The sequence below is a fragment of the Isoptericola nanjingensis genome, assembly GCF_050311635.1.
Lineage (GTDB): Bacteria > Actinomycetota > Actinomycetes > Actinomycetales > Cellulomonadaceae > Isoptericola > Isoptericola nanjingensis.
On record NZ_JBNOZL010000002.1, the window covers coordinates 110,604 to 123,716 of the forward strand.

The 13,113-nt window shown below is 72.8% G+C and carries 12 protein-coding genes; 7 read left to right on the forward strand and 5 right to left on the reverse strand.

The annotated features are described in order from the left end of the window. Positions 1-6 precede the first annotated feature (6 nt). From ACQP6G_RS03360 to pknB, 5 genes are read left to right on the forward strand one after another with little or no spacing between them, the layout of a single operon-like run. Positions 7-1,398 (forward strand): Stp1/IreP family PP2C-type Ser/Thr phosphatase, encoded by a 1,392-nt coding sequence (locus tag ACQP6G_RS03360; protein WP_429762790.1) that lies wholly within the window; start codon positions 7-9, stop codon positions 1,396-1,398. After that, positions 1,395-2,969, forward strand: coding sequence for an FtsW/RodA/SpoVE family cell cycle protein (locus ACQP6G_RS03365; RefSeq protein WP_429762791.1), 1,575 nt, complete (start codon positions 1,395-1,397; stop codon positions 2,967-2,969). Before ACQP6G_RS03360 ends, ACQP6G_RS03365 begins: the two co-directional genes overlap by 4 nt. After that, positions 2,966-4,429 carry a peptidoglycan D,D-transpeptidase FtsI family protein gene (locus tag ACQP6G_RS03370; RefSeq protein WP_429762792.1) on the forward strand — a complete coding sequence of 488 codons (1,464 nt, stop codon included), beginning with the start codon at positions 2,966-2,968 and terminating at the stop codon, positions 4,427-4,429. Before ACQP6G_RS03365 ends, ACQP6G_RS03370 begins: the two co-directional genes overlap by 4 nt. Continuing rightward, a complete protein-coding gene (locus ACQP6G_RS03375) occupies positions 4,426-5,952 on the forward strand; it encodes a serine/threonine-protein kinase (protein ID WP_429762793.1) in 1,527 nt (508 codons plus the stop codon). The genes ACQP6G_RS03370 and ACQP6G_RS03375 overlap by 4 nt, the downstream gene beginning before the upstream one ends. Next, a complete protein-coding gene (gene pknB / locus ACQP6G_RS03380; RefSeq protein ID WP_429762794.1) occupies positions 5,953-7,962 on the forward strand; it encodes a Stk1 family PASTA domain-containing Ser/Thr kinase in 2,010 nt (669 codons plus the stop codon). It abuts the gene before it with no gap. A gap of 64 nt (positions 7,963-8,026) precedes the next feature. On the opposite strand, the gene ACQP6G_RS03385 is transcribed toward pknB, so the two are convergent. Then, on the reverse strand, positions 8,027-8,707 hold the full coding sequence (locus tag ACQP6G_RS03385; RefSeq protein WP_429762795.1) for an aminodeoxychorismate/anthranilate synthase component II: 681 nt from the start codon (positions 8,705-8,707) through the stop codon (positions 8,027-8,029). Positions 8,708-8,808: 101 nt separating this feature from the next. Further along, on the reverse strand, positions 8,809-9,540 hold the full coding sequence (locus tag ACQP6G_RS03390; protein WP_429762796.1) for a DUF881 domain-containing protein: 732 nt from the start codon (positions 9,538-9,540) through the stop codon (positions 8,809-8,811). Between the two features lie 129 nt (positions 9,541-9,669). Between ACQP6G_RS03390 and ACQP6G_RS03395 the strand changes: the two genes are divergently transcribed. Continuing rightward, positions 9,670-9,930: a cell division protein CrgA gene (locus tag ACQP6G_RS03395; RefSeq protein WP_429762797.1), complete on the forward strand. Its 261-nt coding sequence runs from the start codon at positions 9,670-9,672 to the stop codon at positions 9,928-9,930. A gap of 60 nt (positions 9,931-9,990) precedes the next feature. Here the strand turns inward: ACQP6G_RS03395 and ACQP6G_RS03400 are convergent, their stop codons facing one another. Continuing rightward, positions 9,991-10,674 carry a rhomboid family intramembrane serine protease gene (locus tag ACQP6G_RS03400; protein ID WP_429762798.1) on the reverse strand — a complete coding sequence of 228 codons (684 nt, stop codon included), beginning with the start codon at positions 10,672-10,674 and terminating at the stop codon, positions 9,991-9,993. A 321-nt stretch (positions 10,675-10,995) separates the two neighbouring features. Beyond that, on the reverse strand, positions 10,996-11,535 hold the full coding sequence (locus tag ACQP6G_RS03405; RefSeq protein WP_429762799.1) for a peptidylprolyl isomerase: 540 nt from the start codon (positions 11,533-11,535) through the stop codon (positions 10,996-10,998). Between the two features lie 93 nt (positions 11,536-11,628). On the opposite strand from ACQP6G_RS03405, the gene ACQP6G_RS03410 reads away from it, so the two are divergent. Beyond that, positions 11,629-12,651, forward strand: a complete 1,023-nt coding sequence (locus ACQP6G_RS03410) for a hypothetical protein (RefSeq protein ID WP_429762800.1) — start codon at positions 11,629-11,631, stop codon at positions 12,649-12,651. An 84-nt stretch (positions 12,652-12,735) separates the two neighbouring features. On the opposite strand, the gene ACQP6G_RS03415 is transcribed toward ACQP6G_RS03410, so the two are convergent. Further along, positions 12,736-13,104 (reverse strand): YciI family protein, encoded by a 369-nt coding sequence (locus ACQP6G_RS03415; RefSeq protein WP_429762801.1) that lies wholly within the window; start codon positions 13,102-13,104, stop codon positions 12,736-12,738. Between the last annotated feature and the right edge of the window lie 9 nt (positions 13,105-13,113).

Genomic DNA, 13,113 nt, shown 5'->3' on the forward strand with positions numbered 1-13,113 from the left:
CGCTCCGTGACCCTCACCCTGCGCTACGCCGCGCGGTCCGACGTCGGGCTCGTGCGGTCCAACAACCAGGACTCCGCGTACGCCGGGCCGCACCTGCTGGCCGTCGCCGACGGCATGGGCGGGCACGCGGGCGGCGACGTCGCGTCGCGCCTCGCGATCGCCGCCCTCGCCCCGCTCGACCGCACCGAGCACGGCCCCGAGGAGGCGCTGACCGACCTCGAGCACACGGTGGAGCGCGCCCGGCAGGACCTGGTGCGCGTCAGCGACGCCGACCCGGAGCTGGTCGGCATGGGCACCACTGTCACCGCCCTGCTGCACACGGGCACCACCCTGGTGATGGCCCATCTCGGCGACTCGCGCGCCTACCTGCTGCGCGACGGCCGCCTGACGCAGGTCACGGTGGACCACACCTTCGTGCAGCACCTGGTGGACACGGGCCGCATCTCGCCGGAGGAGGCGGAGCACCACCCGCAGCGCAACGTCGTCATGCGGGTGCTGGGCGACTTCGACGTCGACCTCACGCCCGACATGTCGGTGCGCGAGGCGCGCGCCGGCGACCGGTGGCTGCTCTGCTCCGACGGGCTTTCCGGGTTCGTCTCGCCCGAGCAGATCACCGAGGTGCTCACCGAGACCGCGGCGCCCGACGAGGCCGCCGACCTGCTGATCACCCTGTCCATGACGGCGGGCAGCACCGACAACATCACCGTCGTCGTCGCCGACGTCGTGGAGGACGGCGACGCCCCCGCGGCGGAGGGCGCGACGGCGGCCCCGGTCGAGGGCGCGACCGTGCCGCAGGTCGTGGGCGCGGCCGCCACGGGCGAGCTCCCCGCGGTCCTCCAGACCCCGGCCGACGACCCGGCCGACGACCCCGTGCCGACCGAGCAGGGCGCGGCCGACGGCCCGGACGACCCCGAGGACGACGACACCGACGACGACGCGCGGCCCGCCCGCAAGCGCCGTCCGTGGATCACGGTGCTCGTGGTGCTCGTGGTGCTCGGCGGCGTCGGGTACGGCCTGTGGCGCGCGTACGGGTGGACGCAGGAGCAGTACTACGTCGGCGTCGCCGACGGCGAGGTCGCGGTCTTCCAGGGCATCCCGGCCAGCGCCGGCCCCCTGACCCTCTCCACCCCGGTGGAGCTCACCGGCACCCCGGTCTCCGACCTGCCGGACTACTGGGCGGACCGCCTCGACGGGTCCATCCGGGCGTCGTCCGAGGCCGAGGCTCGCGAGCGCGCGGACCGGCTCATCGCCGAGGCCGCCCCCGAGCCGTCACCGTCTCCCACCCCCTCCGCGAGCCCCTCGAGCTCGCCGTCCCCCTCGAAGAGCACGTCGACCGCGAAGCCCACGAAGCAGCCCGCCGACGCCGACAGCAAGGCCGACGGGGGGTCGAAGGGGTGAGCGTCGACGTCGAGACCCCCGCCGGGCGCACGGTCGAGCCCACCGAACGCCGTCCCGCCCGCCTGGCCGAGCTGTTCCTGCTGATCCTCGCCCTGGCCGCGGGCATCAGCGCGTTCGCGATGGTCGGCCGCAGCGTCACGGGCGAGCTGCCCGGCGACTTCTGGGCCGTCAGCCTGCTCCTGGTGGGCATCGCCGCGGCGGCGCACGTCGTGCTGCGTCTCCGCGCCCCGTGGGCGGACCAGGTGATCCTGCCCGCCGTGGTGCTGCTCAACGGCCTCGGCCTGGCCATGATCCTGCGGCTCGAGCTCGCGGACACCCAGGGCGCCGACGCCTGGTCGCAGATGATGTACACCGCGCTCGGCGCGGTCATCGCGATCCTCCTCGTCTGGTTCCTGCGCGACCACCGGTGGATCCGCCGCCTCACGTACACGGCGATGCTCGTGGGCCTCGGGCTCGTCGTGCTGCCGCTCATGCCCGTCATCGGTCGGGAGATCAACGGCGCCCGCATCTGGGTGAACATCGCCGGCTTCTCCCTGCAGCCCGCCGAGTTCGCCAAGATCGCGTTCGCGATCTTCTTCGCCGGGTACCTCGTGACCAACCGCGACACCCTTGCCCTCGCGGGCAAGAAGGTGCTCGGCCTGCAGCTGCCGCGCATCCGCGACCTCGGCCCGATCATCATCGTGTGGGCGGCGTCCCTCGCCGTCCTCGTCTTCGAGCGCGACCTCGGCACCTCGCTGCTGTTCTTCGGCCTGTTCGTCGCGATGCTGTACCTCGCCACCGAGCGCTTCAGCTGGGTGCTCATCGGGCTCGTGCTGTTCGCAGCCGGCGCGCTCGTCGCCGCGAGCGTGTTCCCGCACGTCGGCGCGCGCATGGACGTGTGGCTGCACCCGTTCGACAACGAGCTGTACAACGCGGTCGGCGGGTCCTACCAGATCGTGCAGGGCACGTTCGCGCTGGCCGCGGGCGGCCTGTTCGGCACCGGCTGGGGCGAGGGCTACCCGTACCTCGTGCCGTACGCCTTCTCCGACTTCATCTACTCGTCGCTGGGCGAGGAGCTCGGCCTCACCGGCCTGCTCGCGATCCTGCTGACGTACTTGCTCATCGTGCAGCGCGGCCTGCGCACCGCCATCGCGGTGCGCGACGGCTTCGGCAAGCTGCTGGCCGGCGGTCTCGCGTTCGTCATGGCGCTGCAGCTCTTCGTCGTCGTCGGCGGCATCACGCGCATCATCCCGCTGACCGGCCTGACGCTGCCGTTCATGGCGCAGGGCGGGTCGTCGCTGCTGGCCAACTGGATCGTCATCGCGCTGCTGCTGCGCGTCTCCGACAACGCCAGGCGCCCGTCGGCGCTGCCGATGCGCGGCACGGTCGCGCAGGGCGGCGGCATGCACGACCCCATCGTGGTCGGCGCGCACGACGGGACGACGCCGGGCGGCGGCGTCCCCGTCCGGCGGTCGGCCGCGGACGCGCCGTCGCGCGGGTCGACGCCGTCGCACCCCACCGAGGCGTTCGGCGGGCCGCTGGACCCGCGCCGCGACGATCCCCGAGGAACGACTGGAGGTGAGCACCTGTGAACACGACCCTGCGCCGGCTCGCGAGCGTCGTCATGGTCATGTTCCTGGCGCTCATGGTGTCGACCACGTGGATCCAGTTCTTCCACGCCGACGAGCTGAACAGCGACACCCGCAACATCCGCTCGATCTACGCCGAGTACGGGCGCGCCCGCGGCCCGATCGTCGTCGGCGGCGAGGCCGTCGCGCTGTCCAAGCCCGTCGACGACGAGTTCGGCTACCAGCGCGAGTACACGAACGGCAAGCTCTACTCGCCGCTCACCGGGTTCTTCTCGCTGGCCAACGGCACGACGGCGATCGAGCACGCGGAGAACGACTACCTCAACGGGCAGGCCGACGCCCTCTGGGTGGACCGCCTGCAGAACCTGCTCACCGGTAGCGACCCGGAGGGCTCGTCCGTCGAGCTCACCATCGACCCGAATGCGCAGAAGGCCGCGTGGGACGCCCTGGGCGACCAGGAGGGCGCCGTCGTCGCCCTCGACCCCAAGACGGGCGCCGTCCTCGCGATGGTGTCCAAGCCGTCCTTCGACCCCAACGACCTCGCGTCGCACTCCACCAAGAAGGCCGGGCAGGCGTACACCGACCTGCTCAACGACGACGACGAACCGCTGGTGAACCGCGCGACGTCCTGGAACCCGCCCCCCGGGTCGACGTTCAAGCTCGTCACGACCGCCGCTGCGCTCGAGAGCGGCGACTACACGCCTGACACGGTGATCGACGCGCCGTCCTCGTACACCCTGACGGGCACGAACACGCAGGTCGGCAACTTCGCCGGCACGTCGTGCGCGTCGTCGGGGAAGATGACGCTGGCCGACGCTCTGCGGATCTCCTGCAACACCGCCTTCCTCGGCCTGGGCGGCGAGCTCGGCGCCGATGCGATGAACGAGCAGGCCGAGAAGTTCGGGGTCGGCAGGCGGTTCGAGGTCCCGTTCTCGACCGCGGCGAGCCAGTACGACCCGGACCCGGACGAGATGAACACGGCGCAGGTCGAGCTGTCCGGCATCGGCCAGGGCAGCGTCGCCACCACGCCGCTGCAGGTCGCCATGATCTCCGCGGCGATCGCGAACGGCGGCGAGGTCATGCAGCCCTTCTCGGTGGACACCGTGCGGGACCCGCAGCTCGAGGTGGTCCGTGAGACCTCGCCGTCGAGCCTCGGCCGCGCCGTCTCGGAGAAGACCGCGGGCCAGCTCACGGACATGATGAAGAGCGTCGTCGAGTCCGGGTCGGGTACGAGCGCCCAGATCCCCGGCGTCACCGTCGCCGGCAAGACCGGCACCGCCCAGCACGGCGACAACTCCCAGCCGCCGCACGTGTGGTTCACCGGCTTCGCGCCGGCGGAGGACCCGCAGGTCGCGGTCGCCGTCGTCGTCAAGAACGGCGGCGACCTCGGCGGCCAGGCCACCGGCGGCTCGGTCTCCGCGCCGATCGCCAAGGCCGTCATGGAAGCGGTGCTGAACGGATGAGGCCGGCCACGGGGCTCGCGCTCGGCGAGCGGTACCGCCTCACGCGCCGTATCGCCATCGGCGGCATGGGCGAGGTCTGGGTTGCCGACGACGGCTACCTGGGCCGCGAGGTCGCGGTGAAGGTGCTCCGCGAGGAGTACACCGGCAACGAGGACTTCCTGCGCCGCCTGCGCACGGAGGCGCGCAACAGCGCCGCCCTGTCGCACCCGAACATCGCGCAGATGTACGACTACGGCGAGCAGGACGGCGCCGGCTTCCTCGTCATGGAGCTGGTGCTGGGCGAGCCGCTGGCCGACCTGCTCGAGCGCGAGCCCGTCGTCGCGCCCCGCAAGCTGCTGCCGATCCTCGCCGCCACGGCGCGGGGGCTGCACCACGCGCACCTGGCCAAGGTCGTGCACCGCGACGTCAAGCCCGGCAACATCCTGCTGGAGCACGGCGGCAGCGTGAAGATCACCGACTTCGGCGTCTCGCTCGCCGCCAACCAGGCCCCCATGACGGCGACCGGCATGGTCATGGGCACGGCGCAGTACCTGTCGCCCGAGCAGGCGGTGGGGCAGCCCGCGACGGCGGCGTCCGACGTCTACGCGCTCGGGGTCGTCGCGTACGAGGCGACGGCGGGCAAGCGCCCGTTCACGGGCTCGACGCCGGTCGACATCGCCGTCGCGCACGTCAACGCGCCGGTCCCGCCGCTGCCCACGCACGTGCACCCTGGGCTCGCGGACGTCATCGGGCGCATGCTCGAGAAGGACCCGTCGCGTCGGCCCGAATCGGCCGCCGCCCTCGCGGGGGAGCTCGACTCGCTCGCCCGCGAGATCGCGGAGGACCCGCTCGGCGCCCGGTCCCGGTCCGCGCGGCGTGCCGCGGCGGCGCGCCAGGGCGCCCGCCCGGCGCGTGCCGTCCCCGCGCACGCCGCGCCCACGGCGCCACGACCCGCCGGACCTGCCGCTCCTGCCGGCCCTGGGAGCCCTTCCACCCCGCCGTCGGCCGCGATGCCGGTCGCGTGGACTGCGGTGACGCCGTCCGAGGACGAGCGTGCGACGCCCGCCGAGCCCGCGGCGGTCGTCCCCGGCGACGAGCCCACCCCGCAGACCCCGGTCGACGGCCTCGCCGCCGGACGTGCGTACCCGCGGCGCCGCGAGGTGCGCGCCGGCACCCACGACGCCCGCCGTCCCCCGGTGCGCAAGGCCCCGTCGACCGGCACCCGGAGCCGTTCGACGTCGCGCTCCGCGCCCGAGGCCAAGCCGGCGCGCCGCACGTCGACCTCGACGGGCCAGCGCTTCGGCCCGCTCGGACGCCTCTCCTGGCCGTTGATCGCGCTGCTCGGCCTCCTCGTCGTCCTGCTGCTCGCCACCCTCGTGCAGGCCATGGCGGCCGACGCCGAGGGCCACGCGGCGGCCCTCCTGGTGGGACCGGCCCTCGCGGTCTCCCGCCCCTCCCGCACGGGTGCGCGTCCCTCCTCTGGGATGATGCTCCGAGACACGCCGCGCGCCCCGCGCGCGGCCATGACCGAGAAGGACTTCTGAGTGGTGGACAACACGCCCCGGGTACTCGCCGGCCGCTACGAGGTCGGTGAGCTCATCGGCCGCGGCGGCATGGCCGAGGTGCACATCGGGCACGACACGCGCCTGGGTCGCACCGTCGCGATCAAGGTGCTGCGGTCCGACCTCGCCCGCGACCCGTCCTTCCTGGCGCGGTTCCGTCGCGAGGCCCAGTCTGCCGCCGCGCTGAACCACCCCGCCATCGTCGCCGTCTACGACACCGGCGAGGACACGCACACGGACACGCAGGGCGCGTCCGTGCACGTCCCGTTCATCGTCATGGAGTACGTCGAGGGGCACACGGTCCGCGACATCCTGCAGGACGGCGCGGCCGTGCCGATCGAGGAGGCCGTCGAGATCACGGCGGGCATCCTCAGCGCGCTGGAGTACTCGCACCAGGCCGGCATCGTGCACCGCGACATCAAGCCCGCGAACGTGATGATCACGCCCACGGGTGCGGTCAAGGTGATGGACTTCGGCATCGCCCGCGCGATGGCTGACTCCGCCGCGACGATGACGCAGACGCACGCCGTCATCGGCACGGCCCAGTACCTGTCGCCCGAGCAGGCCCGCGGCGAGACCGTGGACGCCCGCAGCGACCTGTACTCCACGGGCTGCGTGCTGTTCGAGCTGCTCACCGGGCGCCCGCCGTTCATGGGCGACTCCCCGGTCGCCGTGGCGTACCAGCACGTCGGGCAGGCGCCGCAGCGCCCCAGCGAGCTCGCCTCGGACGTGCCCGAGGTGCTCGACCGCATCGTGCTCAAGGCCCTCACGAAGGACCGGGACGCCCGCTACTCGACGGCGGCGGAGTTCCGCGCGGACCTCGAGACGGCGCTGCGCGGCGGCGACGTCACCGCGCCGCTCCTCGGTGCGGCCGCCGCCGGCGCCGCGGCGACGCAGGTCATGGGCCAGCCCCAGGGCACCCAGGTGATGGACCCCGCGAGCACGTCGCAGTGGGGCACCACCGGGGTGCAGGGCGCGAACGGCGAACCTGACGACGAGAAGAAGAGCCGCAAGGGGCTCATGTGGACGCTCATCGCGATCGGCGCCGTCGCGCTGGCCGCGATCATCACGTTCCTCGTCATGAACGGCGCCGAGGCCAAGACGACCGTGCCCGAGCTCCAGTCCAACGTCACCCCCGCCGAGGCGGAGCGCGCGATCACGGCCGCGGGGCTCGAGTACGAGCAGGCGACCGACACGGAGTCCACGGAGCCCGAGAACACGTTCCTCGACCAGAACCCGACCGGCGGCACGGAGGTGGACCGCGGCACCACCGTGACTGTGACGTTCTCCGCCGGCCCGGACACCGTCGCGGTGCCCGACCTCTCGGGCATGACGGAGGACGAGGCCTCCGACGAGCTCGAGAAGGCGAAGCTGACCCTCGGCGACGTCTCGCAGGAGAACAGCAAGAGCGTCGAGAAGGACCACGTCATCAAGTCCGACCCGGCCGAGGGCCAGGCGGTCAGCGAAGGATCGGCCGTCGACATCGTGGTCTCCACCGGTCAGGTCGACCTGCCGAACCTGCTGGGCATGACGGAGGACAAGGCCAAGGAGACCATCACCAACCTCGGGCTCAACTCCGAGACCAGCACGGAGGAGAGCGACGAGAAACCGGGCACGGTGATCCGCCAGAGCCCGCAGGCCGGCTCGGTGCCGCAGGGGAGCGGCGTCTCGATCGTCATCGCCAAGAAGAAGGCCCCGGAGATGACGACGGTGCCGAACGTGGTCGGGCAGACTGCTGCCGACGCCCAGGCCGCTATCAGCGGCGCGAGCCTGAACCCGCAGATCACCTTCGAGCCCTCGGACGACGTGCCGAACGGCACCGTGATCTCCCAGGACCCGGAGGGTGGCGAGGCCGAGGTCGGCTCGAACGTCGCCGTCGTGGTGTCCAGCGGGCCGGAGGCGGAGGAGACGCCCACGGGCGATCCGTCCGGCGACCCCACGGACGGCGCGACCGACGACGCGGGCGACCCGCTCGGCATCCTGGACGACTGAGCGAGACGCACGACGGAGCCCGCCGGAACCGTGGTCCCGGCGGGCTCCGTCGTGCGTGGTGGCGTCAGCCCTGGTGCACCAGCGGCGCCATGCCGGCGGACCGCTCCACCGCGCCGTCGTCTCCGCACACGGCGAGCCAGTTGGCGAGGAGCCGGTGCCCGCCCTCGGTGAGCACCGACTCGGGGTGGAACTGCACCCCGTGCAGCGGCAGCTCGCGGTGCTGCAGCCCCATGACGACGCCGCTCGCCGTCGCGCCCGTCACCTCGAGCTCGGCGGGCACGCTCTCCGGGAGCACCGCGAGCGAGTGATAGCGCGTCGCTGTGAACGGCGACGCCAGACCGTCGAGCACGCCCTCGCCGCCGTGCTCCACCAGGCTGGTCTTGCCGTGCATGAGCTCTGGCGCGTGCGCCACCGTGGCGCCGTACACCTCCGCGAGGGCCTGGTGGCCCAGGCAGACGCCGAGCATCGGCGTGCGGGAGCGCGCACACGCACGGATGACGTCCTCCGACGAGCCGGCCTCCTTCGGTGTGCCGGGGCCGGGGGAGACGAGGACGCCGTCGAAGGGCGCGCCGTCCGCGTCGTGGAAGACGCCGTCCGCGTCGGGCTCGGGCACCGCGTCGTTGCGCACGACGACGGTGCGCGCCCCGAGCTGGTCCAGGTAGCCGACGATCGTGTAGACGAACGAGTCGTAGTTGTCGACCACGAGGATGCGCGGGCCGGCTGTCGTGGGGGTGGGGCTGGTCATGGCTGTCTCGCTTCGGGGAAGTGGTCAGGCGGGCTGCGGGGCGGGACGGCGGCCACGCCATCGCCGGCCCGGCAGCGCGGAGCTCACGACGGTCGCGGCGCTCACGAGAACACGTCCGTGCCGGCGGGGACGGTCGCGTACTTCATCTCGGAGCTGCCGGTGTAGGCGGGGAGCTCGAGGGTGCCCGCGTCCTTGACCGACCACCCGAGGGCGACCCAGTCGACGTACTGCTGGTAGATCGCGACGCCCGGGTCCGCGTCCAGCGACGCCCGGAGCTGCTGGGGGTCGCCCACGGCCTCGATCACGTACGGCGGGGAGAAGACCTTGCCGTGCAGCAGCAGGATGTTGCCGGAGCAGCGGAACGCCGACGTCGCGGTGACGCGCTCGCCCTGCAGCGTCATCGCCTCGGCCCCGCCCGCCCACAGCGCGTTGATGACGTGCTGCACGTCCTGCTGGTGCACGACCAGGTCGTCCGGCCGCGCCCCGCTGATCGACTGGCTGGACGCGGGCGCGTCGTCGAGCGCCACCCGCAGCCCGGGCCCCGAGACCGGCGCGGCACCCGTGACGACCGACTCGTCGGCCACGAGGTCGGCGCTCCGCGTGGGCAGGTCCGTGCCGGCCTGCTTGCCGAGGTCGTCGATCTCGGCCTCGAGCTCGTTCATCCGGTCGGTGAGCCCCGCGACGCGGTCGGACTCCGTGGTGACGAGCTCGGCGAGGTCCTGCGGGTCGCGACCGTCCTTGGTGTCCGCGAGCTGCGCGCTGGCGGTGAAGAGGAGCCCGGACGCGGCGAGGACGCACGCGACGGTCGCGCTCTGGCGCAGTCGGCGGTTCATCGGCCCTCCGGTCGGTCGCGGCTGTCCTTCTCGAGCCTGCTGACGACTACGCTAGTCGACAGAATCGCCGACGGTGGCGGGCATCCGGCCCGCGGCCGCCGCCCACCCGTCCGGACAGGAGACCTCCCCGTGCCCGAGTCGAAGTCCCGCAAGAAGAAGAGCACGCCCGCCGAGCAGCCGGCGACGCCGAAGGCGAAGCCGCAGGGCAACCCGCGCTGGCTGGTGCCGACGATGCTCACGCTCATGCTGCTGGGCCTCGCATGGATCGTCCTGTACTACCTCACGGCGCAGGGGCTGGGCCTGCCGATCCCGGCGCTCGGCGCCTGGAACCTCGCCGTCGGGTTCGTGCTGATCATCGCGGGCTTCGGGCTCACCACCCGCTGGCGCTGACGCCGGGTCTTCCACCCGTGTAGTTCGTTCCACACCTGTGGACAACCCTGTGGGCGGCGCTCAGAGCATCCCCACCGAGGCGTACTTCCACAGGGTCGCGGCGACGAGGACGACGGCCACGCCCGCCGGGACCAGCCACCCCACGAGCGCCTGCCGCTCGCGGGGCGCGAAGGCGAACCCGGCACCCATCGCCAGACCGACCGCCAGGCCGCCCAGGTGCGCCTGCCACGCGATCCCGCCGACGAAGAACGGGATCGCCATGTTGATGGCGATGAGCACGACGATCTGCGCGGCGCTGCGCCCGGTGCGGCGCAGGACCGGGATGATCGCGCCGAACAGCCCGAAGACGGCCCCGGAGGCACCCACGACGGCGGTGATCCAGGAGTAGCTCGTCGGGTCGGCGAGCAGCAGGTAGCCCACGGACCCCGCGATCGCGGACAGCACGTAGAGCGCGATGAAGCGGCCGCGTCCGAACGCCTGCTCGAGGAACGGGCCGGTGAGCCACAGCGCGTACATGTTGAACAGGATGTGCAGCGGGCTGGTGGAGTGCAGGAACGCGGCGGTGAGGAACCGCCACGGCTCGTCGAGCCCCACCGAGGGGGCGAAGGCCCACCGCTGCGTCCACTCGCCGCCCGTGACGAGCTGCAGCACCCAGCTCACCACGCACAGGCCGACGATCGTCAGCGTGACGACCGGCCGCCCGCCACGGACCGTGCCGCCGAACATCGTCCGGGCGCTCGGCACCGCGCGCGACGCCTCCTTGACGCAGTCGACGCACTGGATCCCGACGGCGGCAGGTCGTTGGCACTCGGGGCACGTCGGCCGCCCGCAGCGCTGGCAGCGCACGTAGGACACACGGTCGGGGTGCCGCGGGCACACGGGAGGAGCCGTCGGCTGCGGACCGGGAGTTGGGGTCGAGATGGGTCAGCCCTCCGTGAGGCGAGAGAGAGGTCGGGGTCGAGAATCTCGTCGCAGTACGCTCTTTCCCGACGTGGCGCGCCCCCTGGGGCGCGTGAACGGGACTGCGTCGAGATTCTCGACCCCGACCGTGGCCTGGACCGGAGCTCAGTCCTCGATGGTCACGCTGTTGATGACGATGTCCTGGACGGGACGGTCGCCGGGGCGGGTCGGCGTGGTGCCGATCGCGTCGACGACGGCGCGCGACTCGTCGTCGGCCACCTTGCCGAAGATGCTGTGCTTGCCGTTCAGCCACGGCGTGGCGCCGGTGGTGATGAAGAACTGCGAGCCGTTGGTGCCCTCGACGGCGCCCGTGACGGGGTTGCGGCGCTTGCCGGCGTTCGCCATCGCGAGGATGTACTTGTCGTCGAACTGGAGCTCGGGGTGGATCTCGTCGTCGAAGGTGTAGCCGGGGCCACCGGTGCCGGTGCCCAGCGGGTCCCCGCCCTGGATCATGAAGTTGTCGATGACGCGGTGGAAGATCACGCCGTCGTACAGAGGGTCGTTGCGCTCGGCGCCCGTGGCCGGGTCCGTCCACGTCGTGGTGCCCTTGGCCAGCCCGACGAAGTTCGCGACGGTCTTGGGCGCGTGGTTCGGCAGCAGCTCGATGCGGATGTCACCGGCGGTGGTGTGGAGGGTTGCGAACATGCCCTCATCCTCTCACTCTCCCTTCCCTGGACTCTCACGACGCGGCCCGCGCGTAGCGCTGCAGGCCAGGGCACCTGGTGGCACAGTGGGTCCATGGTGCGAAAGAACGTGGGCGACAGCGTCAAGGATGCTGCCAAGGACCAGGCCGAGAAGCTCTCCTCGAAGGTCTCCGACAAGGTGAGCTCGACGATCAACGACATCGACACCGAGAAGCTCAAGGGCTCCGCGACCGAGGCGGCCGCCGTCCTGGTCGACGTCGGCGCCCGTGCCGCCGGTGGGGCGAAGGACGCCGCGAACCAGGCCAAGGACTGGGCCGAGCCGCGCGTCGACTCCTTCCTCGAGTGGCTCGTGCCACGCGCCGAGAAGGCGTGGCGCGAGAGCGTGCTCGCGGCGGCGCCGCGGGTCGAGAAGGCCGCCGACAAGGCGGGCCCGCTCGTGGACACCGCGCACGACAAGATCGTGGACGACTACCTGCCGCGGGTCGTCTCCGCGTTCAACGAGGCCGCGACGCGCGCCGGGGCGGCCGCGGGTGCGGCCGGTGTCCTGGCGGCGGACGCCGCGCGCGACGCCGCGGAGAAGGCCGGTCGTGCGGGCAAGAAGGCCGCGAAGAAGGCGGCCAAGGAGGCCGCCAAGGCCCAGGCCGCCGCCGAGAAGGCGGCGGAGAAGGCCGCCAAGGAGGCCGAGAAGTCCGGCAAGGGCAAGGGGCTGTTCTGGTTCCTCGCACTCGCCGGGGCGGCCGTGGCCGGCTACGCCTTCTGGCGCCGGGCCCAGCCGCAGAACGACCCGTGGGCCGAGCCGTGGGAGCAGCAGTCCGGACCCGACTACGACGGCGCGGCGCGAGACGCGCGGCACGCCGTCGCCGACGCGGCGGAGGCCGTCGGCGAGGCCGCGGGGCACGCCGTCGCGAAGGGTCGCGAGGCCGCCGAGCGCGCCTCCGAGAAGGCCGCCGAGCTCGGCGAGGAGGTCACCGAGGCCGTGGACAAGGCCAAGGACAAGGCGACCGACGCCGCCAAGAAGGCCACGAACCGTACGCGCTCCGCCGCCCGCAAGACGGAGGACGCCGCCGGGGACGTCGCCGACGCCGCGAAGGATGCGGGGGAGGGCGACAAGGCCTGACCAGCTCGCCGTCCCCGGGACGGCACCGCACCGATCACCGCAGGGCCTCGTCCACAGGGACGGGGCCCTGCGGCGTCCCCGGGCTCAGACCTGCGGCACGTCCTGGAAGGCGCGGACCTCGACCCGGCCGCCGAGCGCCTCGGCAGCCAGCGTGCCCCACGCGATGGCCGCTGCGTCGTCCGCCGCCTCGATCACCCAGAGGCCGCCGAGGTACTCCGGGGCCTCCACGAACGGACCGGGGGAGACGGTCGCCACCTCACCGGAACCGTCGATCGTCGTGGCCGTGCTCGGCGGGTGCAGCCCGCCGGCGAACCGGAGCGCGTCCGCGGCCTCCAGCGACTCGTTGAAGGCGCCCACCGCCGCGAGCGTCGCCTCCAGCTCCGCCGGGTCCATCGTCGCCATCGTGGGTTCGCTCTCGGAGTCGTGCGGCACGGACAGCAGGTAGAGCGTCATCGTGACCCT

Coding starts and splice junctions, on each gene's coding strand:
- ACQP6G_RS03405 (WP_429762799.1), bottom strand. CDS start 11,535: ATGTTCGCAACCCTCCACACCACCGCCGGTGACATCCGCATCGAGCTG.
- ACQP6G_RS03410 (WP_429762800.1), top strand. CDS start 11,629: ATGGTGCGAAAGAACGTGGGCGACAGCGTCAAGGATGCTGCCAAGGAC.
- ACQP6G_RS03385 (WP_429762795.1), bottom strand. CDS start 8,707: ATGACCAGCCCCACCCCCACGACAGCCGGCCCGCGCATCCTCGTGGTC.
- ACQP6G_RS03375 (WP_429762793.1), top strand. CDS start 4,426: ATGAGGCCGGCCACGGGGCTCGCGCTCGGCGAGCGGTACCGCCTCACG.
- ACQP6G_RS03390 (WP_429762796.1), bottom strand. CDS start 9,540: ATGAACCGCCGACTGCGCCAGAGCGCGACCGTCGCGTGCGTCCTCGCC.
- ACQP6G_RS03415 (WP_429762801.1), bottom strand. CDS start 13,104: ATGACGCTCTACCTGCTGTCCGTGCCGCACGACTCCGAGAGCGAACCC.